The 23,124-nt window shown below is 30.6% G+C and carries 17 protein-coding genes; 9 read left to right on the top strand and 8 right to left on the bottom strand.

What is annotated here, in order from left to right; translation table 11 throughout:
- The first annotated feature begins 308 nt into the window (after positions 1–308).
- Both K8N75_RS00815 and K8N75_RS00820 read left to right on the top strand, forming a co-directional pair.
- Positions 309–461, top strand: coding sequence for a hypothetical protein (locus K8N75_RS00815; RefSeq protein ID WP_223790277.1), 153 nt, complete (start codon positions 309–311; stop codon positions 459–461).
- A gap of 469 nt (positions 462–930) precedes the next feature.
- Positions 931–1,143, top strand: a complete 213-nt coding sequence (locus tag K8N75_RS00820; RefSeq protein WP_223790278.1) for a hypothetical protein — start codon at positions 931–933, stop codon at positions 1,141–1,143.
- 82 nt (positions 1,144–1,225) lie between these two features.
- Here the strand turns inward: K8N75_RS00820 and tfe are convergent, their stop codons facing one another.
- The 3 genes from tfe to K8N75_RS00835 form a co-directional block, all read right to left on the bottom strand.
- Entirely contained in the window at positions 1,226–1,756 is a 531-nt protein-coding gene (tfe, locus tag K8N75_RS00825; RefSeq protein ID WP_223790279.1) for a transcription factor E, read from the bottom strand.
- A gap of 124 nt (positions 1,757–1,880) precedes the next feature.
- Complete coding sequence (locus K8N75_RS00830) at positions 1,881–2,024, bottom strand: 30S ribosomal protein S14 (protein WP_223790280.1); 144 nt, start codon at positions 2,022–2,024, stop codon at positions 1,881–1,883.
- Between the two features lie 332 nt (positions 2,025–2,356).
- Entirely contained in the window at positions 2,357–5,584 is a 3,228-nt protein-coding gene (locus K8N75_RS00835) for a PAS domain S-box protein (protein WP_223790281.1), read from the bottom strand.
- A gap of 247 nt (positions 5,585–5,831) precedes the next feature.
- On the opposite strand from K8N75_RS00835, the gene K8N75_RS00840 reads away from it, so the two are divergent.
- On the top strand, positions 5,832–6,512 hold the full coding sequence (locus K8N75_RS00840; RefSeq protein WP_223790282.1) for an endonuclease/exonuclease/phosphatase family protein: 681 nt from the start codon (positions 5,832–5,834) through the stop codon (positions 6,510–6,512).
- Positions 6,513–6,660: 148 nt separating this feature from the next.
- Here K8N75_RS00840 and K8N75_RS00845 read toward each other — a convergent pair whose 3' ends face one another.
- Complete coding sequence (locus K8N75_RS00845) at positions 6,661–7,092, bottom strand: hypothetical protein (RefSeq protein ID WP_223790283.1); 432 nt, start codon at positions 7,090–7,092, stop codon at positions 6,661–6,663.
- 409 nt (positions 7,093–7,501) lie between these two features.
- Here K8N75_RS00845 and K8N75_RS00850 point away from each other — a divergent pair, with 409 nt between their 5' ends.
- The 3 genes from K8N75_RS00850 to K8N75_RS00860 all read left to right on the top strand — a co-directional run bounded on the left by K8N75_RS00850 (position 7,502) and on the right by K8N75_RS00860 (position 15,279).
- Positions 7,502–11,692, top strand: a complete 4,191-nt coding sequence (locus K8N75_RS00850; protein ID WP_223790284.1) for a PAS domain S-box protein — start codon at positions 7,502–7,504, stop codon at positions 11,690–11,692.
- Positions 11,693–11,706: 14 nt separating this feature from the next.
- On the top strand, positions 11,707–13,668 hold the full coding sequence (locus tag K8N75_RS00855; RefSeq protein WP_223790285.1) for a PAS domain S-box protein: 1,962 nt from the start codon (positions 11,707–11,709) through the stop codon (positions 13,666–13,668).
- An 87-nt stretch (positions 13,669–13,755) separates the two neighbouring features.
- Positions 13,756–15,279, top strand: coding sequence for an ATP-binding protein (locus K8N75_RS00860; RefSeq protein WP_223790286.1), 1,524 nt, complete (start codon positions 13,756–13,758; stop codon positions 15,277–15,279).
- Between the two features lie 128 nt (positions 15,280–15,407).
- Here K8N75_RS00860 and K8N75_RS00865 read toward each other — a convergent pair whose 3' ends face one another.
- The 3 genes from K8N75_RS00865 to K8N75_RS00875 all read right to left on the bottom strand — a co-directional run bounded on the left by K8N75_RS00865 (position 15,408) and on the right by K8N75_RS00875 (position 18,753).
- Positions 15,408–15,632, bottom strand: coding sequence for a hypothetical protein (locus tag K8N75_RS00865; protein WP_223790287.1), 225 nt, complete (start codon positions 15,630–15,632; stop codon positions 15,408–15,410).
- A gap of 1,031 nt (positions 15,633–16,663) precedes the next feature.
- Positions 16,664–18,292, bottom strand: a complete 1,629-nt coding sequence (locus K8N75_RS00870; RefSeq protein WP_223790288.1) for an NAD(P)/FAD-dependent oxidoreductase — start codon at positions 18,290–18,292, stop codon at positions 16,664–16,666.
- Between the two features lie 26 nt (positions 18,293–18,318).
- On the bottom strand, positions 18,319–18,753 hold the full coding sequence (locus tag K8N75_RS00875; RefSeq protein ID WP_223790289.1) for a GtrA family protein: 435 nt from the start codon (positions 18,751–18,753) through the stop codon (positions 18,319–18,321).
- A gap of 587 nt (positions 18,754–19,340) precedes the next feature.
- Here K8N75_RS00875 and K8N75_RS00880 point away from each other — a divergent pair.
- A complete protein-coding gene (locus K8N75_RS00880) occupies positions 19,341–20,864 on the top strand; it encodes a hypothetical protein (protein WP_223790290.1) in 1,524 nt (507 codons plus the stop codon).
- A gap of 474 nt (positions 20,865–21,338) precedes the next feature.
- Here K8N75_RS00880 and K8N75_RS00885 read toward each other — a convergent pair whose 3' ends face one another.
- A complete protein-coding gene (locus K8N75_RS00885) occupies positions 21,339–21,560 on the bottom strand; it encodes a hypothetical protein (RefSeq protein ID WP_223790291.1) in 222 nt (73 codons plus the stop codon).
- 575 nt (positions 21,561–22,135) lie between these two features.
- On the opposite strand from K8N75_RS00885, the gene K8N75_RS00890 reads away from it, so the two are divergent.
- Together K8N75_RS00890 and K8N75_RS00895 are read left to right on the top strand one after the other, a co-directional pair.
- Entirely contained in the window at positions 22,136–22,375 is a 240-nt protein-coding gene (locus tag K8N75_RS00890) for a PRC-barrel domain-containing protein (protein ID WP_223790292.1), read from the top strand.
- 75 nt (positions 22,376–22,450) lie between these two features.
- Entirely contained in the window at positions 22,451–22,888 is a 438-nt protein-coding gene (locus tag K8N75_RS00895; protein ID WP_223790293.1) for a DUF5518 domain-containing protein, read from the top strand.
- Positions 22,889–23,124 lie beyond the last annotated feature (236 nt).

A 23,124-nucleotide genomic window follows, 5' to 3' on the forward strand; every position in this document is an offset into this window, starting at 1 on the left:
AGTTAATTAGGACCCAGCTGACAACGCCCAATACATATATATTTAAATCCATTGTTATTCGAGAACTTAAATATCAAGTAGATCTAGCAATTTACAAAATAAATGAAAAAATTATTAAGAATCCAAAAGATCTTTATTTTGATGATCAATCTTAATATTTTAATCAAATTATTTCAAATTATATATTCCAATCTCCTTGAATGGAAGGGTGAAATTTATATAATGAACGAATAATATTTTTGTTAGAAGTTTGATTTCAATTAAAAAAAATTAATAAATCCTATAAAAAATTGAATTGAGGAAAATTTATGCAATGGAAAATATTAGAAACAACAGACAAAGAAAAATTTTATGATGAACTGAATAAATACAAGATCAATGGATGGTATATCCACCTTGAAACCTTCAGAATGGATGGAGATCGTTGTTATATCATCTTATCCAAGGGTTTTGATATATAATGTGATTATATAGAACATATTAATAAATGAGAGAAAAAAATTGTTGGAAAGTAATGGATAAATTTGAACAATTAAATAACAACAATCCTTACTGCAGGCTTATTTTTTATAGGAATAGGAATCAAAAATTTATTCTAGTAGTTACATAAAAAAAATTTAAGAGGAGAAAAAAAATGTTAATCCATAACAAAGTATATAATCACAGGAAAAAACAAAAAAGACTACTTGAAAAACAAAAATTAGCTAAAAAGGGCAAAACAGCAGAAAAACATATTTATTTGGGAAGTTGAATGATAAAACAAAATAAATTATATATTGAATATTTTTTTTAAATAGGATCGAATGAAATTAATAATTTTATAAAAAAATATAATCCAAAGAATATCCCTAGTAATTATAATGATGAATTCAGATATGTAAAAATAAATTAAGAAGATAGTTACATAAAAGTATCAGGGGATGTTAAGAAATGTTTGTAGATTGGGTTTTAATTTCATATATGGATCAATCTGAATTATTATTGAAAAGAAGTGGGAAATTTAATGATAACATTATTATTGGTATTGAAATAAATGAAAAAAATAATCTTATCAAAGTTGCAGTAGATAATGAAAATATTGTAAGTTATCCCATGGCAAATATGGTTAGTTATACTTATTCTCGCCTAAATGAAGAGAAATAATTGTTATACATTTCTTCAAGTAAAAATACAAACTATATGCCAATTTGGTTTAAAAATTTTTTAATAAATTCTATAAATTAGTTTAATTTATATAACTTAAGTATTCTGTTTTTATTTTACTCATAGATTCATATTTGGCTTTCTTATTTAATAGTTCCCCTATTATTAAAGTATTGTCTTGATATTCAAGTGATTCACCACATTTTGGGCATATAAAGTTGTATTCTGAAGCATTTTCATATATGTATCTGTGACCATTGGCCTTACATGCAAAGAACATATTATCTTTTTCATATTTTAGTGATCTTTCAATTTCTTTCAATAAATCTTCGTGTTTATCACTAATTATATCATTTACCTTTTTCTGGTCAAATTTCCAATTATAAATTTCAAAGTTGGTTTCAGGATCCTTAGATCTTTTATATGAAGCTACCCCTGCGTCATATAATTTATTAAGGATCTTTCTTACAATATTTAACTTTATTTCAGTTTCTTCAGCAATAGATTCATCAGATGTTTTACCATTTAATAAACATTCAATAATCGTAATACTATTTTTTTCATCATCTGTGATGTCCATTAATAATTCTTGAACTTGTGAATTTTTTAACATATAAACCCCCATTATAAAAAATTAATTATCTAAAATAATAATTTAAATAGAATTTAAAAATCAAATCCAACTAAAAATATTAGAATCAATTTTTTCCATTTTTGAAAGCTTATAAAATGAATTTCTAGTTATATTTCTTAAATCCAATTCTAGCTGCAATTTCTCTGAAACATTGTCTGCATAACATAAGATTGTATCTTCGAACTAAAGATGAATGATCATTACATCTGCTGCATTTTCTTGAACCCTTTCCGTATTTTTTTGGCAATTTGTCACCTATTTTTGTAAAAATAGCGAATAATTAAAATAAATATTAAAATAAAAAATAAGGCACCGATATTTTTGCTATCACTATATAAAGCTACGTATCAGAATCCAATATTCCATGTATAACAACCAGCTTTTAACAATACATCCGTTAAAATCTTTGTTTACTCCAAAATTCCTATAAATTCATCTAAATAATCCATATAATGAATAAAACTAAAGATTAACTATGTAACTGTACAGGTTCCTATTGATTAAGATAACTGAACATATTCCCTATTGAGATAGAGGTCACATAAGAACAAAATAAAAAAAATAAAATGAATTCAAAAGTTATTCTTTGATGGGGATTGTAAAATAGAATGTTGAACCTTTCCCTAGTTTTGATTCTGCCCAGATGTATCCACCTTGCTGATGTACAATTTTTTGGGCAATTGCAAGCCCAATTCCAGTTCCTTCATACTCGTCACGGGTGTGAAGTCGTTGAAAGATTGTAAATATTTTTTCTAAGTGTTCTGGGGATATTCCAATTCCATTATCTTTTATTGTAAAGAGGTATTGATTTTTTTCTTTTGTTGCAGATATGTGAATTTTAGGTGTTTCTTCGCTTCGATATTTAATAGCATTGCTTATGAGGTTTTGGAACAGTTGAATCATTAATTGTTTATCTGTAATAATTGATGGTAATGAGTCATAAGTAATTTCAGCATTAGTATCTTCTATTGAAGCTGCCAAATTTACATAAACCTCTTGAATAACCTCATTATTATCTACTGTAGTTAAATTTCTTTCTTTATTTGATACTCTTGAATAGATTAGAATATCATTTATCATTGCATCCAATCGTTTTGCCCCATCTACTGCAAATCCTATAAATTCATTAGCGTCCTGATCCAACTGATCACCGTATCGTCTCTCTAATAACTGTAAAAAGCTGGTAATCATACGTAAAGGTTCTCTTAAATCATGGGAGGTGATATAAGCAAATTGTTCAAGCTCAGCATTAGATCTCTCAACTTCTATCAAACTTTCTTTTAATACTTTTTCGGCTTTCTCATGTTCAATGCGTAATCTGAGGGATGCAAGTCCATAAGATATATCATCTGTTAACTCTTTAAGTAAATCTATTTCTTCTTCTGAAAATGGACTAGGTTCTTTTGAATAAATATTCAATGCACCAAATACTCTATTATCATTAATAAGTGGTAGAACGATTGAAGATGCGTAACCACGTTTGGTGGCTTCTTGACGCCAAGGTTTGAATTTTGGATCTGTGAACATATTTTCACAAATATAAACATTTCCTGTTCGAATAGCAGTGCCTGTAGGTCCTTGGCCACGTTCTGTATCATCACATGTGATATTCAATGTTTTAAGATAATCTTCTTCAAAACCAGAATATGCTACGGGAAAAACTTTCTTACTTTCTTCTTCTGTAAAACCTATCCAAACCATTGAATGACCACAGTCTTCAATTATAATTCTACAAACTTCATCCAAATAAAAATCTTCATCATTAGCATGCATCATCGCAAAACTACTATCTCTAAGTGCCATAAGGGTATGATTAAGTTGATCATAATTTTTCAAGACTTTTCTAAGATTCTCATTAGATATCTGGAGCTCCTCTGTAGTGTATCTTAATTCTTCATTTGAGGTTTGAAGCTCTTCACTTGTGGATTGTAATTCTTCATTTGAGGTTGTTAGTTCTTCTGTAAGTTGTTGTTCACTTTCTAAAAGCTTCTGATTATGTTCTTCACTTTTTTTAAGTTCTGTAATATCTGTATTAGTACCAAACCATCGTAAAAGTTTACCTTGCTCATCTCTAATTGGAGTAACCCTCGTTAGGAACCATCTATAGTTCCCATCCTTCCCTTTTAATGGGAATATGTTATCATATGGTTTTCCCGCTTTGATATTCGATGCCCAGTCATCTGTAATAGACTCTACATAGTCAGGGTGATGAACTTTTTGCCAGCCCCATCCTTGCATTTCCTCTAATGTTGTACCAGTATAATCAAACCATTGCGTATTATACCAAAATATCCAACCTGTGGCATCTGCCATCCATGCCAAATTAGGAATATTATCAGCAAGATCATGGAAACGCTCTTCACTTTCCTCCAGCGCTTTATTTATTTGTAATAATCTATTTCCTTGATGGATAAGTTCTTCATTGGATACTTGAAGCTCTTCACTTGTGGATTGTAATTCTTCATTTGAGGTTGTTAGTTCTTCTGTAAGTTGTTGTTCATTCTTTAAAAGCTTCTGAGTAAGCAATTCAGCATGTTTTCGGTCAGTGATATCTGTGTTTACACCAAGTACACGAATGACACTGCCTTGGTTATCATAAATAGCCCCGCCTTTGGCCGATAACCAATGTATATCTCCTGAATTGTGGAATATACGGAATTCTAAATCGAATGGCTCGTTTTTTGCAATTTTATTATCTCTTTCGACTTCGATTTTTTCAATATCATCAGGGTGAGTTAACTGACGCCAATCTTGATATGTTTTTATTGTTCCGGGAGTCAAGCCGTATAATTGCTCGAGTTCGGGGGTAAAATGAAGTTCATCTGTGATTGTATTCCAATCCCATATGCCTACATTGCCTAGGTTTTGGGCTAGACGCAATCGTTCTTCACTTTCCTTTAAATTTTCTTCAGTTTTGTTACGTTCAGTAATGTCGTGACCTATGTTGAGTATTATTGGTTCATTGTTAATTGTTATGTGTCTGGCAGAATATTGAACGTTGATTAATGATCCGTCTTTCCTTCTAACCCTTAGTTCATAATTAGATACGCTCTTTTTTCCTCGTGTTGCATCAATATAGGCGTTACGTTCCTCGGAAGTAAGTAAATTAAGTTCTATTGATGTATGTCCAATAGTTTCTTCTCGTGAATAACCGATCTGATTTAGATATTCTTGGTTACAATCGATAATTTTTGAATCAGATAATGTTGTTAGAACTATAGCATCTGGGTTCAATTCATATATTGTAGATAACATTTCTGAATATTGTTGAAGTTCTTCATTAGATTTATGGAGTTCTTCGCTCGTGGATTTTAATTCTTCATACGAAGTTGTTAACTCCTCTGTAAGTTGTTGTTTCTTCTCTAAAAGTTCTTGTTTAAGTTTTTCAGATATTTTACGTTCACTGATATCAGTGATAAATGAATAATAATACTCAGGTGTGCCATTTTCATTTTTTACTATATGCATCAATAGTTCAATTGGTACTCTGGTCCCATCTTTCCTTATATACTCTTTTTCGTACCTTACTGGTTGTCCTGTGCGTTGAAGTTCTTCAAGTTTTTCGTTTTCCATATCCCTGAATTCATGAGGAGTGAGAATTTCAGACCAATCTGTACTTTTGAGCTCTTCCATTGAGTAACCAGTAAGCTCCTCAAATGTTTTATTAACAAGTCCCAATTGTCCATTGGGATATCCTACACTAAAGGGCTGAGAAGAATTTTCAAGTAAATTAGCGAGTAATGCTTCATTTTTTCTAATTTTTTCCAATTCATCTACATTTTTAATATTAGCATCAGCTTTGACCATATAGTTCCCCAGAATTATTTATATTAAAATAATTTTGAATAAAATATCTATGAAAATATTCTCATTTATAATTGTCTGAATTCGGAATCAAAAATTCATGAAAAACGGACTAAATGTTCCTTGTAAATAAATAGTCCTCCTTTTATCTAATGCGAAACATATCAATAATATTCGCTATAAAGAATAATCGAATTATATGCATAAATAATTGTTTTTAACTTTATTTTCAGGATTAGGGGAGAGATAAATGAGAATTTTAAATTTCAACATACGATTCGGTGGGGAGAAACGTACCTACAAAATAGTGGATTACTTGTTAAACAATGATTTTGATATGATCGTACTTACAGAATTTATTAAAAATGATAATGGTAAAGAAATTATAGCTAAATTAGTTGAGAAAGGGTATAAAACTCAACCATCAAATGAAAATGGTGAGTTAGGTTCATTTATTGCAAGTAAAGAGGAATTTATAACCAAGAATGTTGAGGATAGATGGGTTGAAGTTTATATTCCCCTCATGGATTTATATGTGCTTGGAGTATATGTTCCAGACAAGTCAGGATCTCAAAAGAATTTATTCTGGAAGAAAATATTAGATTACGCTGAGAAGCATGTTGAAAATAAAGTACTGATAACAGGTGACTTTAACAGTTGCACCAAAGAAGATTCTTCAAATAAAACAGAATACAATGCCAAGGATTTAATGAAACTAGAAGAATTAGGATACATAGACTTGTGGAAGTACAATGGAACAGAAGAGTCTAAAGGATATACTTGGTTTCACTACTCTGGAACTGGGTTCAGATTAGATTATGCATTCGTTTCATCAAAGCTTGCTGAAACATTAGAGGATGTATCAGTTTATTCAGATTCTCAAATCAGGGAGTCTAAAATATCTGATCATTCACCGTTGGTTGTAATTTGAAAAAAATATTAAATCTTCCATAATTACTTTTTTATATAAAATATTTATATTATTTGAATCAGCTAAAAAAAGTCTTTTTTTATGAAATACCTTTGTGGAATATTTATTATTTCATCTATTAAAAAATTAAAAAAAAGAAATAAAAAGGTTATTCAGTTCCATAAACTGTTATTTTACCTTTAACAAAACTACCACCATAATAAAAGCCACCATGGGATGTGAAATTCTGTTCACCAGAAATAGTTTTACCCGGGCCTGCTTCTAAATATTGATTATCAAAACCTATTGGAGATTGTCCACTATTAGGATCAATATTATCACTTGAAACTCCCATATTACCATTAGAACCCATTCCATAAGAATTGGCCCCTGTTAAGTTATAAACTACCCTTACTTTTGTTACATTATCAGGAATATCAAAAATTATACCTTTACTGCCAAAAACTGACATACTTTCAAGTGATGAAACATTAAATTCCTTTATTACAGTTTCTTTTGCAGGAGTACTTGTGCATCCTGAAAAAGCAACAACTAATACAATTATTAAAGCCCCAATTCCCAAACCTATATTCTTATTCATTGTAATCCCTCCTATATTGGTATATGTATAATATACTAATATATAAATCTAATTTCTAATTCCTGTTGCTAATCATAGGACTTAGGACATATAATACCATTTGAACAATTTTATAGGTTTAGCATGTTTTTATAGGAGTTAATACATAAATAGTATTTATATATTCAATTTAAATTCAAAATCTAAAAATATTATTGTATTCATAGGCCAATAACTAGGATAAGTAAAGAAACTATGGAACAGATATCATCCTAAAAATTTTTCCAAAAATATTTTTTTTATTTTACAACTAAATACAAAAGGTTTTTTAATAAAAACAAGGATTTATTGACCTTTTTCACATCAACTGATTTAAAATTCCAAAAAAACAAATAGGGTTATTAACAAACAATATTATTAGTTGTTCATAATGGCAGATGTTAAAATTCTATTAGTAGAAGATGAGAACATAGAAGCCGTGGATATTAAGCGAACATTGGAATCCTTTGGTTATGAAGTTCTATATGTCGCATCCAGTGGCGAAGAAGCTGTAGAGAAAGCTTTAGAAATAATGCCAGATCTTATTTTGATGGACATAATTCTTAAAGAGGATATTGATGGTATTGAAGCTGTTTCCAATATTAAAGACAGAAATATACCTGTTATTTATTTAACTGCTCATTCTGAAGAGTCCACAATTGAAAGAGCTAAACTCACAGAACCCTATGGATATATAATAAAACCATACGACCATACAGAACTTAAATATGCCATAGAACTCGCAATCTACAAAAACCAGATGGAAAAAGAATTAAAAGAAAGTGAAAAAAAGTTTTATCTTCTTTTTGAAAATAGTCCACTCCCATATCAATCTTTAGATGAAAATGGATTTTTATTAGATATTAACCCCGCTTGGCTTGATATTTTAGGATACTCCAAAGATGAAGTTATTGGCAAAAACTTTGCCGATTTCTTAGCACCAGGATATAAAGAACATTTTAAAAAGAATTTCCCACATTTTAAGAATGCAGGCGAAATACATGAAGTCGAATTTGAAATGAAACATAAAGATGGTTCACAAATCAATGTTTCATACGAAGGAAAAATTGGATACAATGAATTGGGAAACTTCAAACAAACACATTGCATTTTCCACGACATCACCCAACAAAAAAAAGCTGAAAAAGCTCTCAAAGTGAGTGAGAATAAATATCACGCCATTTTTGATAATGCAAGTGACGGAATATTTCTAATGAAAGGGGAAAATATCATAGAATGTAATGAAAAAACCCTGGAGATCTACAAAGTGACCCGGAAACAGATAATAGGTCAAACACCCTATGATTTTTCCCCTGAACTACAACCAGACGGAACAAGATCTAAAGATAGGGCTATTGAACATATTAAAAAGGCTTTGGATGGTTATCCTCAACATTTCAATTGGAAACATCTCAGTTATGATGGAATACCTATTTATTCCGAAATTACTTTAAACCGGATAAAAATTGAGAATGAATACTTAATACAAGCCATAATAAGGGATGTCACTGAACAAGAAGAAGCAAAAAAGGTTTTGAAAGAATCAAAACAACGTTTAACGGATATTATTAACTTTTTACCGGATGCTACTTTCGCAATTGATCTAGAAGGGAAGGTTATTGCTTGGAACAACTCTATTGAAAAGATGACTGGCACTCTCAAAGAAGATATCATTGGTAAAGGAGATCATGCATATTCCATACCCTGGTATGGGGAACGTCGTCCAATCTTAATAGACCTTATTAAACTAGGAAACCCCGAATTTCGTGAGAAGTATGAATATATTCACAAACAGGGCAAAACTCTGTATGCAGAAGTATTTGTACCTTCAGTATACGATGGACGAGGTGCTTATCTCTGGGTGACTGCTTCACCACTTTTAAACAGTAAAGGAGAACAATATGGAGCTATTGAATCTGTCCGAGATATCACGGAACGTAAAAAAGCTGAAATTTCCCTTAAAAAAAGTGCAGAACGATTCCGTGCCGTAGCAGAATCCGCTATAGATGCCATAGTAACTACCGATGAAAATGGAAAAATAATCTTTTTCAACCATAGCCTAACCAAAATCTTCGGCTATACAAAAGAAGATTTAACTGGTAAACCATTAACCATCCTCATGCCCATCCGGTACCATAAAAACTATCTAATATCACTACAAAAGTTCAAGGAAAGTGGTAAACACAGAATTATCGGCAAAACAGTGACTACAATAGGATTAAAAAAAGATAAATCTGAATTTCCCTTTGAAATGTCGCTGTCCGCCTGGAAATCAGAGCAAAAAATATACTTCACATCTATCATAAGAGACCTATCTGAACGTCAAAAAGCTGAAAAAACTTTGAAAGAATCAGAAACCTATTACAGGACAATGTTTGAGAATACTGGAACTGCAACAATAATCATTGACAAAGACATGACAATATCCCAGGCAAACACACAAGCTGAAAAACTTTCTGGCTATTCTAAAAATGAAATAGAAGGCAAAAAAAAATGGACAAACTTCATAGTCAAAGAAGAATTAGATAGACTAAAAGGATATTATGCTTTACGAAATGGACCAGACGTACCTCCCAGGCAATATGAAACCAAATTTAGGGATAAACACGGAAACATAAAAAATATTCATGTAACAATTGCCACCATCCCAGGTACACAAAAAGAATTGGCATCCATCTTAGACATCACTGAAAATAAAAAGGTAGAAAATGCTCTAAAAGAGAGTAAAAAGAAATATAAAACCCTTTTTGAATCCAATCCGAATTACACAATACTTATCGGTTCGAATGGTGTAATCCTAGATTATAATGGGGCAGCAGAGCAAATAATCGGAATTTCAAAAGAAAAATTGGTTGGAAAACATTTCATGGAATTAGAAATTTTCCCAGAAGATGAATTAGACTTGCTTGAAAAAAAATTTTCACATTTATTAAAGCATGAAGATATAACTCCTTTTGAAACCCGAATCAAAGATAAAAATGGCGAAATCCGACATGGAGAAACTTCATTAACCATTATAAAGAAGGATAATATGCCGGGTTATATTCTTGTGATTTTCAGCGATATTACAGAACGTAAAAAGGCTGAAAAAGAACTTCTTGAGAGTGAAGGACTTTTACGTGGTCTTTTTGATAATATGCCTAGTGGAATTTCAGTTTATCAAGTACAAAATGATGGATCAAATGGTAGTGATTACATTATTAAAGAATTTAATGTTGCCAGCCAGAAAATTGAAGGTATGACGAGAGAAAATGTTATCGGTAAAAGTCTCAAGGATATTAGACCTGAAATTGATGAATATGGTTTAATTCCTATTTTTAAGGAGGTCTGGGAGACTGGAAAACCTATTCAATATCCGGCAAAAATCTATGTAGATGAGAAATTTGCTAACTATTATCAAAACTATGTTTTCAAAGCCCCCACAGGTGAAATAGTAGCCATTTATGAGGATGTGACAAAACAGGAAAATGCTAAAGAAGCATTGAAGAAACAAACTGCGGAAAAGGTTCATGCTAATATTCTGCTTGAAGCAGAAATAAAAGAACGTAAAAAGAAGGATAAAATTATCCAAGATAATGTCAGAAGACTTAATATTGCTTTAGAATCGGCTGATATGGGTGCTTGGGATTTAGATCTGGTAAATGATACTACAATCAGGACACTTGATCACGACAAGATATTTGGTTATGATACACTTTTACCTGAATGGGATACAAAAATCTTCTTCGAACATATTTTACCTGAAGATCGTAAATATGTCCAACAAAGATTTGAAAAATCTTATGATACTAAAAAATTATTTTTCCAATGCAGAATCATTAGGGCAGATAAAGAAATACGATGGATCGAAGTATACGGTAACGTTTATAATGACGAGAAAGATGTTCCAATCCGGATATTAGGAGTGATTAGTGATATAACAGAACGTAAAGAAGCTGAAACTCATTTACTAAGAGCTATAGATGAGAAAGAGATGTTATTACGGGAAATTCATCATAGGGTTAAAAATAACATGCAGATTATTTCCAGCTTCCTAAGTCTTCAATCTTCCCAAGTCTTTGATAAAAGAGATACTAGTCTTTTTATCAATGTTCAAGACAGGGTTAAATCAATGGCACTCATACACGATAATTTATACCAATCCGAAGACATCTCAAGCATCCAAATTAAAGAATACATACTAGCCCTTACCTCTCAACTATTCGCAACATACTCAACACTTTCTAAAAACATCAAACTCATTACCGATATTATGGATATAACACTCAATATGGAAACAGCCATACCCCTAGGACTAATTATTAGTGAAATGGTCACCAATAGCCTTAAACACGCTTTTCCAAATTCAAAAGGCGAAATATCCATATCATTACATACCAAAGATGAAGAAACCGAACTAATAGTAAATGATAACGGAATAGGAGTACCAAAAGACTTTGACATCCAAAAACCCAAAAAACTGGGACTACAACTACTAAAAACCCTAGTAGAACAACTCGAAGGCACAATCAAACTCGACCAAAACGAAGGAACAACATTTAAAATCACATTTAAAGAACTAAAATATAAAGAAAGGATATGAAGAAGAGTTTTAAAATGGAATATTCGAATAAAACTAAAGAACAACTTATAGATGAACTAGAAAATAAGTTGCAAAGAATTTCAGAATTGGAAGAATTATATGCTAAATCTATATTAAATGAAGATGAATTGAAGGCTTCTGAAGAAAGGATGAAAATATTATATGAATATGCACCAGATGCTTACTATTTAAGCAACATTAAAGGAGAACTTGTCGATGGTAATAAGGCCGCAGAAAAAATGGTGGGTTATAAAAAAGAAGAATTAATTGGAAAAAATTTTTCAGATTTAACAATACTACCAAAAAATCAACTTCCACTAGCCTTAAAAAATCTAGCTAAAAATGCTTTAGGATTCCCCACAGGACCAGATGAATTCATTTTAACCCGGAAAGACGGTAAAAATATCACAACCGAAATCGCAACTTATCCAGTAAAGATAAAAGGCCAAAAACGAGTCTTGGGGATTGCAAGAGACATAAGAGAATGTAAAAAGACTGAAAAAGCCCTTCAAGAAAGTGAAGAAAAGTACAGATGGAGGGAAAATCGTCTAAAGATAGGTATGGACATTGCTAAACTCGTTTACTGGGAATATGATGGGGCATCTGACATGTTCACCTTCGATGATCAGTTTTACGCACTTTATGGCACCACTGTAGACGACGAGGGAGGTAATCAGATGTCTTCTGAGGAATATGCAACCCGTTTCGTTCCTCCTGAAGAACAAACCGCAGTGGAAGTAGAAGTTGCCAAGGCTGTGGAATCTTATGATCCAAATTATGAAAGTTCAATGCAACACTGGATTATAAGGGGTGATGGAGAAAGAAGATATTTGATAGTGCGTATAAAACTCAGATTTGATGAAAATGGCCGGAAAATCGGACATAGAGGTGTGAATCAGGATATAACTGAACAAAAAATGGCAGAGGATGCTTTGAAAGAATCTGATCGGCGTTTAGCTGAAATTATAGAGTTTCTTCCTGATGCTACTTTTGTTATTGATGTTAATAGTAAGGTCATTTCCTGGAACAGGGCAATTAAAGAAATAACTCAAGTCAATCCTGAGGAAATTTTGGGAAAAGACAACTATGAATACGCTTTACCAGTTTATGGAAAGCGCCGGCCAATGTTAATTAATATGGTAAATTTATCTGAAGATGAAATACAAAAAAAATACGGAAATTATGAAAAGAAGGATAACGTATTAACTGCTGAAACTGAAATCTCTTTAAAAGGGGATGTTCGAACTTTCTGGGTCAAGGCAGTGCCTTTCCACAATATTAATGGGGACTATGTTGGTGCTATCGAGGTTCTTCGAGATATCACTGATCTGAGGAATGCAGAAAAAGAAATTAAAAAGTCTCTGGAAGAAAAGGAGATGCTCCTCAAGGAAATTCATCACAGGGTCAAGAATAATTTGATGATCATAAGCAGCCTCCTGAACCTTCAGTCAGGTTATATAAAGGATAAAGCATCCAAGGATATTTTTAAGGAAAGTCAGAACCGTGCACGGTCAATGGCACTCATACACGAACGATTATACCAATCAACTGATCTTAAAAGGATAGATTTTGGTGAATACATCACTTCATTGGCCACTGAACTTTTCCATACCTATGTGGCCGATCCAAGTCTTATTGAACTAAAAATTAATGTTGAAGATATTTTTCTAGATATCAACACTGCAGTACCCCTAGGTCTGATAGTGAATGAACTCATCACTAACAGTCTAAAACATGCCTTTCCAGAAGGTAAAACTGGAAAAATCAATGTTGACTTCCATCCAATAGATGAGTATTACGAATTCACTGTAAAAGATAATGGAATAGGATTTCCAGAAGATTTAGATTACCAAAACACAGATACACTCGGTTTACAAATGGTAAACAGTTTAACAGATCAAATAGATGGTGAAATCATTCTTGAAAGAAGTAGTGGCACTGAATTTAAGATCACATTTATTGATTCTGTAGTATAAAGAGCGACTTGGAATGTAATAATAGGGTGATTAAATGGTTAAAGATTCATTTGAAGATATTCTTGAGAGCATCACTGACGCTTTTTTTTGCTCGATAACAACTTGGTTTTTGAATATTTCAATAGGGCAGCTGAGGATATGTTAGGACGTAAACGAGAAGAAGTTTTAGGTAAATACATTTTTGATGTTTTTCCGGAAGTTAAAGGTTCTATTTTTCAAAAGAAATATCAGGAAGCTCTAAAAGAGAAAAAAGAGATTCAATTTGAAACTTATTTCCCGGAAAAACCCTATGAAAACTGGTATAATGTTAGAGTTTATCCTAAAAAGAAGAATGGAATATTGGTTTTTTTTCAGATAACAACCAAACAAAAGAATGAAGAAGAGAAGTTTATTAATGCACTTGAAGAATCTAAAAAATTACAAAATAAATTAACAGCATTACTTGAGAGTTCTAAATCTATCTTAAAATACAAAGAATTAGAAGACTCGGCCAAGGCAATATTTGAATCTTGTAAAGATTTAATAGGTGCCCAAAGTGGATATGTTGCTCTTTTGAGTGAAGATGGTTCTGAAAACGAAGTTTTATTCCTTGATTCTGGGGGTTTAACTTGTAATGTTGATCCAGAGCTCCCTATGCCCATTCGAGGACTGCGAGGAGAAGCTTACAGCAAAGCTGATGCAGTGTATGATAATGACTTTTCTAATAGTGAATACATAAAATACATGCCTCCAGGACACTCTCCATTGGAAAAGGTCTTATTCGCACCTCTGATAATTGATGGTAAGGCTGTGGGCATTATGGGAATTGCTAATAAAGAATCAGATTTTACAGATGATGATGCTCAAACCGCATCTGAATTTGGTGAACTTGCAGCCATAGCACTTATGAACAGCCAAACCCTAGAAAAACTTGAAAAAAGTTTAGAAGAAGTCGAAAGGTCCAATGCTGAACTTGAACAATTCGCTTATGTGACATCACACGATTTACGTGAACCTTTACGGATGATATCAAGTTTTTTACAGTTATTAGAGCGTAGATATGCAGATAAATTGGATGAAGATGCCAATGATTTTATTGGGTTTGCTGTTGATGGAGCTAAACGCCTTGATGATCTGATAAATGATTTACTTATTTATTCCCAAGTAAATAGCAAAAGAAGAGAATTTAGCTCTGTTAAACTTGAAGGAATATTAGAAGAAACATTAACTAATTTAAAGGTTGCAATAGATGAAAATAATGTAGTTATAACCCATGATCCTTTACCTATTATATATGGAAATGACCAGTCCATGATTCAGTTATTCCAGAATCTAATTGGAAATGCTATTAAATATCGAAGCGATGAAACTCCAAAGATCGAAATATCTGTTAAAAAAGAAGATAAACAATATCTGTTTTCTATAAAAGATAATGGAATTGGGATAGATCCAAAACACTTGGAAAGGATATTTACTATATTCCAACGTCTCCACTCAGATCGTGAATATGAAGGAACAGGAATAGGACTTGCAATTGCACAAAAAATAGTAATTCAACACGGTGGACAAATATGGGCTGAATCCGAACTTGGAAAAGGATCTACATTCTACTTCACTATACCAAACCAATAAATCATATTTAAATATTTATATTAATTTTTAAATATATAATTATAAGTGAAGGTGTTTGATGGGTCAATGTTAAATTCCTATTATACTCTTGCAATAATCTATGATAAATCAGTTTTATCATCGGAAGATTACTGATTTTCCTCTATTTCTTTTATTTGATTTTGAACCTCTTCTAAACCTATCTCCCAATGTCTTAATTCCATTGTTCCATAATCTTCATTTTTAATCCAACTTCGTTTTACAGCTTTTAAATCTACTTTAGAATCATATATTTCCGGCTTATACGTTTCATTATAATCTTTAATAAGCAACAATATTTTTTCTAATAGTTTCAATTCTTCGATATCATCCATATTAATACTCCTCTAAAATTAGTAACACCTAATATAATACTTGAATCTGAAACATATTATTCTTAACATTGAGAACATAAAAAATTCTGAATTTAAATATGACAACCAAATCCTAATTGATAGACTAGGATATAGATCAGAATCCTATTTTTTCCTATTTTTTTATTTTAAATTGTAATATTGAAAATGGTTATACTCATATCTAAAAATGCATGGATATACAATGAAATTGATGATGAAATTAGAGAAAAAGTATTATTATTTTTAAGTTATTGTAAACATATCATGCAAAATCTGCTAACAATCAACATTAAATCCATCAAAATTTAGGAATCACCCACTCTATTGTGGACATATTAAGTTAGTATACAGGCAAAATACTATTTCAAAGTCAATAGTTTATATTTTTTGGCTATTCATAGACTAGTATTTAAGAATTAAACTATTTTTCTTTTTTATGATTGAAATCCATTCAAAATTATGGATGTAATATGTCATTATCTACCTTCTTTTGTTTTAATCTCTTAATACTTCGCTTTTTTGTTCGCTATTAATTTGGAAAGGAAGCACAGATGATATTTTTTTTGCATATTAAACTACTGCATCTTTATAATAATTAAAAATTGCAATGGAGAAAACGTTCACTTAATCTATCACTCGCTTAATTAAGAAATTAATTATAAAATAGTGGGTTAACATAATATCTATTATTGTTGCTATAGACTAAGTCTTTGTTCTATAGGTTTTATTTAATGGTATACTGTTTTATTATATTTACATTAATTAATTTGGTATAATCTATAGTATGTACATCATTTAATCATAGGTTACGTTATTTTCAGAGGTGTTAATTTATACAGAAATTTCATTTGCTATTTGAAAATTTCATCCGGCAAGCTAGCAATCAAGAAAGAGAAAAAAAAGTATTTTAGGAACCTGTTTTGAATTTGAATATGTATGCAGCTGTTAGGTTGTTGCCTGCGTAGTATTTGATTGCAGTTTTGATTATTGTGATAAGATTACACTATTTTTCATTTTTCTTCATGATATTCTTCTTCTGCATTTATGTTCCAGATATTTTCTTTTGATTTTATATCATTTTTTATGTTTTCTACTGCGGTCATTGCTGTGAGCATGGAATGGTCCATATTGTTGTAACGGTGCATTCCATTTCTTCCTATTAGAAAAAGGTTTTCAAACTGGTTCGTGAAATTTTTAATGATATCGAACTTTTTATAGGTTCCAAAGTATGCAGGATAAGTCTTTTGGACTTTTATGACTACACTATCAATTACCTCATCTGCATTTATGATGTCAATTTTTTCTAATTCTTTGATAGCAAAATCTGTGAAATTTTCATTAGACATGTTCCACATTTCGTCCCCTTCGTTGCAGAAATATTCAAGACCTATCCATACTTTAGAGTCATCTTTTACAAGATATGGGCTCCAATTATTGAATATTTGAAGTCTACCTATCTTCACATCCCTTTCTTGAATATATATCCAGTTGTCAGGAACTAAATCGTTAACCGTAATCATTTTGGTTTCATTTTTGATTTTCAATTCATTTAGAAGGAGGCCTGCTATTATGAAATCACGGTACATTAAACCTTGTGCAACTTCGGAAACATCATAAGGTAACTTTTTTTCAAAAGAATTTATTAAATCTTTAACTGGCATAGTTGATAAGAAGTAATCCCCCCCAATCCTCTTAAATTCACCTGTAAACTCATCCAAAACTTTAATCGCATCTAACTCATTTTCTTTGCTTTCTATTCCTACAACCTTATTTCCATGATGTATTTCTCCACCATTTTCTATAATGAGCTTTGCAACTTCCTCCCACAACTGGCCAGGACCATGTTTTGGATACATGAATTGACCTATTAAACTTGTCTCAACATTCTTCTGAGATATAGAACTATCACGTGTGAATCGCTTTTTGAAAGCATGAAATATTGCATTTGTTATAGAAAGGCCTTTTATCCGTTGAGATCCCCATTCTGCTGTAATTTGGATACATGAAACACCCCAAACCTTTTCTGTATAATCCTTAAAAAATGTACGATACAATTCAACACCGAATCTATTTATAAAAAAGTCTTCAAGGGATTTTTCAGGTTTTATCTGACTAAATGATGTTTTAATATAACTTAAACCTATTTTAACAGTTCTTTTAATTCCTAAATTAGCGAATGTATTGTAATTTAAGGATATAGGATAGTTAAAGAATTTTCTAAGAAAAAAAATCCGTGACAACCTGCTACGATTAAGCATCACTTCATCAATCTTCTCAGGATCTGGTGCAGGGAACGTTTTTGTTTTAACAGACCCTATATCATGTTTAATAGATTCATTTGATATTGGTATTTCCCTTCCAACTGCAAGATCATCCTTTGCAGGAGCACCTTGAAGTGGTAAAATATTCATCCACCAATCAATAACTCTTTCTGATTTAGAAAAAAATCTATGACCTCCAATATCGATCCTGTTACCTTTGTAATTAATAGTCTTAGATATACCTCCAATATCATTACTTTTTTCGTAAATAATTGGTTTTATATCTGTCTTATCGAGTAGTTCATAGGCTGCTGTCAGTCCTGCTGGACCTGCACCTATAATAATCGCTGTTTTTTGATTTTCTTGTTTATTAAGCATTAATCTTCCTCATTAAAAAAATACTTTTAATCTCTGAATAAAACGAATTTTCTTGCAAAAAAGTTCCAGAATAATATTATAACTGCAGCAAATATCTTGGATATTAAATAATATATTTGAAGATCCTGTGTAAAAAACCAAATAAATATTTCGTTTAATCCGAGTCCTACTATCCCAATAAGTGCAAAAATTCCAAATTCAATGTGTCTATTTTTTAATTTCCTTTTGTTAAAAACCCAGCTTATACTCAGGAAGTAGTTAGCTATTAATCCTAAAATGAATGCTATTCCTGCAGAAATCAGATAATAAATGCCAAAAAAATCAGTTAATATAAATAAAGATAAAAAATCGACTATGAAAGCAGCTCCTCCCACAAAGAGGTATCTAAACATTTGGATATGAGTTTTGTTAGTTTCATCTTTCAATAACCTTTTACTTATATTTTTAATTGCAAGCTTCATTTTCCACCTTATTACATAGCTTTTTTAATGAATTATTGAGTTATAATTAATTATATTTTGATTTAATTATTAAAAAAATTAATTATATAATAATTAAGAGAATTAAATTAATATTTTATAATCCACCTTTTACTTTATAAATCCTTAAATTTGCTATATTACCATTGTTCACTTGTGGAAATCTAGCTAATAATACCCCATTGCTCGAATTTCCCCAAACAAAATTATAATCTATTCCATATTTCTTAAATTCTGCATTAAGATCATTATCGGTCATGTTAGGTTTTGAGAATCCATATTAACTTGTAACCTAAAAAATATGAAAGTGCTAATGTTTCATCATAATACCCATCAAACAAGTTTCCATTTTGATGCAATATTACCACTAACATCATGTTGGTTATTTAGAGTCTCACCCCAAATATAATTGTTTATCACATGTATTTTGAATTAATACAATGCTTTTTATGAATTAATAGATAAGTTAATTTATGCAAAGTTACATGGCTATTTTGAAGAAGAGTTCCAAAAAACATAATATTATTTTTTTAATGTTCCTAGTCATTTTTTGGATATTAGGGGTTTATTTGCTTAAATATTACCAGTATTCGATATCAGGTCAAGACTTAATTAGTGTAATCTCAATAGGTCAGTTATATGCTGAAGGAGATTTGCATAATGCAATTAATGGTTATTGGGGCCCACTTTTTTCATGGTTGTTAGTACCATTTCTCTTATTTAAATCATCACAATTTTTTGCTTTATATTCAACAAAAATTTTATCTTTGATTATAGGTTTTTTTACTTTAATTGGGATAAGATTTTTATCTTATCGATTTGAGATGGATGAGAAAATTAGGTTATCAATCTTATTTTTAATGATTTTTGTAGTGTTGTATTTTTCATTAATACCATCTTTTTTTCCTATGGATTTGTTATTATTATGTTTCTTAGTTTACTACTTATATTTTATATTTGACCCAAATTACTCTGATAAATTATTTAACGGGTTTGTGTGTGGAATTTTAGGTGCAATGGCTTATTTGACTAAAGAATATGCTTTACCCTTTTTTATTGTTCATTTTGTATTATTTAATATGTTTCACTATGTAAATGATATTTCAAGAGTAAAAAGGAGAAAAATATTAAAAAACTTTGCTATTGGGATTGTAGTTTTTTTTATCATAGCTGGAGCTTGGAGTGCTATTATAAGTGACAAATATGGAAAGATAACAACAGGAACTGCTGGACAATATAACTACGAATTAGTAGGGCCAGATTCTCAAGGGATTCCTATGTGGAATGGATTTATGAAACCAACTAATGATAAAGCCATTACCACTTGGGAAGATCCATCCTATGATAAACTCATAAAATGGAGTCCTTTCCACTCAGTAAAAAATTTTATATTTCAACTAACGATAATAGGCAACAATATCATCAAAACTATAGGAATTATCCAAACTTTTTCTATCTTTGCAATATTGATTCTTATAGCGTATATTGTTGTTTGTATTCAACCACCGCGGAAACTCATCTCGGATACTGATTATTTATATCCTTTAACAACGATATTGCTATTTATTGGAGGATACATTCTTGTTTTTGTAGAATTTAGGTATCTAATTCTTGTAAACATTTTGCTGATTTTGATGGGAGGTTATTTGATTAATAAATTATTTAAGAAAACATCACTCACAGATATTGGAAAAATAGTTTTAATAATATTATTTATATCCTCTTTCATTTTGTTACCAGTAACCTCTATAACTCAAGAGATTAATGAGGGAATGTATATTTATAATCTGAGTAATATTTTGAGTAATCAGTATAACATACATGGTAATCTAGCATCAAATGGGGAAAATAGTCAATATTACACATCAGAAGGTGTAGCATACTTTCTAAATAGCCCGTATTATGGTACAAATTTGATTAATTGGAAAATTAGCAGCGATAGCGAATTAGAAAATAACTTCATAAAGTATAAAATAGATTATTATCTTCTTTGGGATAATTCAACAGCTAATATTAATCTTTTATCCAAATATAAGGAAGTAACTAATGGGACAATAGCTGGTTTAAAAGTTTATGCAATAAACGGAAGATAATATAGATTTAATTTATATTTTTTAAATTATTTATAATTCTATCAAATTCTTTACAATACCAAAAGGTTAAAAAATTTGAAATAAATATTAATTCCTCTTATATTTCTTGAGTTATCTTAAATTAACAGCAGCTCTGTGTAAATAACATAGTAAGTGAGTAAGTGTATAAATGAGTAAAGGCGTAAATGAGTAAACACATTATTTATAAGTAAAATTATAAGTATGGGTCATGATCTTAGCAACCGATACAGATTCATTGAGAAAGTAAGTATGATTGCAAAATACTATATTGAAGTCAATAGTTTTAATAATATTCTAAATAATTATAAATTTAATCATCAACACACTGAAAATCGCATGGAACGATTTAAATCCCGCCAATTAAATACTAATTTTTTTTAATAAGAAAATCTCATTCCCATATAAAAAAAAATTCAGGATTCATAAATAAAAAGAAAAAAAGAAATATTTAACTTATGTAGCACTAGCAGTTGTGTAAGCATCGTACATACCGTAAAGCCAAACAATGACGTAGAGTATATACGCAATGATTCCCAATAAAAAGATTGTTGCTAAAGCTCCTAATATCACTGCAACTATGAAAATTATTATTCCCTTCATTATATTTCCAGCGTACACCGTACCAATACCCGGCAAAAAGAAAGATATAATCAGGGCCAATATAGGGTTTGCCATTTTTTTTCCACCTCCGATACTTTATATATTATAATTGGTGTATCTAATTAATATTTTTTTACTTCAATCCTAAAACAGAAACTACTAAATGATGATTTTTACAATAGTGGCCGAATATTAAATAATTATAAATTAGGTCACCAATTACTCTGTAAAATTACTTGAAACTAATTTAAACAACCGTTTAATACTTCTTTTAACTAAACTATTGAAAACAATTTCACTTGGGACTTTTTAATCGATAACATCGAAACAAAGCAATAATTTGCTGAAAATATAGAAATCTATAATAATAACGATTGACATAGAATGTTATACCGTGAAATACATTTCAATTAAATGAAATTGAATTTAAATTTGTTTTAGTTATTAGATTGTGATTAATGTACCAACCGTAGAGGTGAAAATATGAATGGAGGCAGACCCAGTCTGTTATATATTATAGTAGTTATAATTGTGTTAATTATCCTTTTAAAATTATTAGGAATATTCTAAACTGATAAATACTGACTTAAATCAATTATAGAGAAATAATTGGATTATCTTAGATAAGTGAATTTGGAGAGTGGAAAAGTATGAAAATATCTGATGAATTGATTGGTAAGGATGTTATTGACGAATCTGGAGACCAAATTGGTATAGTAAACGATGTAGAATGGGATTTTGAAACCAACACCGTAACATCTATATATTTAAAAGAAGCAGGAATATCAGCAAAAATTGGCCTAGGCGATAAAAAAATAGTACCCTATGAAAAAATTGAAGCAATAGGTGACAGTGTTCTAATTAAAGGCAAAATTTTCAAGAACGAATAATCCATATAATTTCAGTTCTGAAAATTTAATATATTATTTTTTTTATTATTAATAAAAAATTTTGAAGGGGATAGAATGGTAAGTGTTGGCGCTATAGTTGAAGGTTTTATTTTGGCAATTATAATTACTGTTGTTTTATCAATTTTGGGTGTTGGATCAGTTCTGGGATTGCCAGTTGCAATATTTGGTTTTCTAATCGCAGGTATAATAGTTGGATACATCTCATATGGTGATATTATTGATGGTGTGATTAATGGAGCACTTATGGGAGTTGCAGGTGCAATAATCTTATGGATACTAAGTTTATTCAAAGGTCAGATAGCTGCATTCTCTTCACAGTTATCAACCTTTGTCCCATTAAACTCAGCACCAGAATTAATTCTTGTAATAGTCGCAGGCGCAATAGGTGGTTTAATCGGCGCTCTAATATTATTATTAAACCGCAGAAATCGCAGAAACTATGGCGGCCGAAGGGACGGAGATCGAAGGGATGATAGAGATAGGAGAGATTAAGATAATAACTAATTTATGAAATAAGTTAAAAAGATGAAATTTATAGGAGTGATATAATGGATAATAAAGGACAGAGTAGTTGGATAGGCCTCATTGTATTCATAATAGTAGTAGTGATCTTATTAAGGATATTAGGGTTGTACTAAGATTTTTAGGGATTTTTTAGGGATAACGAGAGTTATCCCTTGTTTTTATGCCATAAACATAAAGAAAATTGTAGATATAATGAAAAAAAG

Source organism: Methanobacterium spitsbergense, assembly GCF_019931065.1.
Lineage (GTDB): Archaea > Methanobacteriota > Methanobacteria > Methanobacteriales > Methanobacteriaceae > Methanobacterium_B > Methanobacterium_B spitsbergense.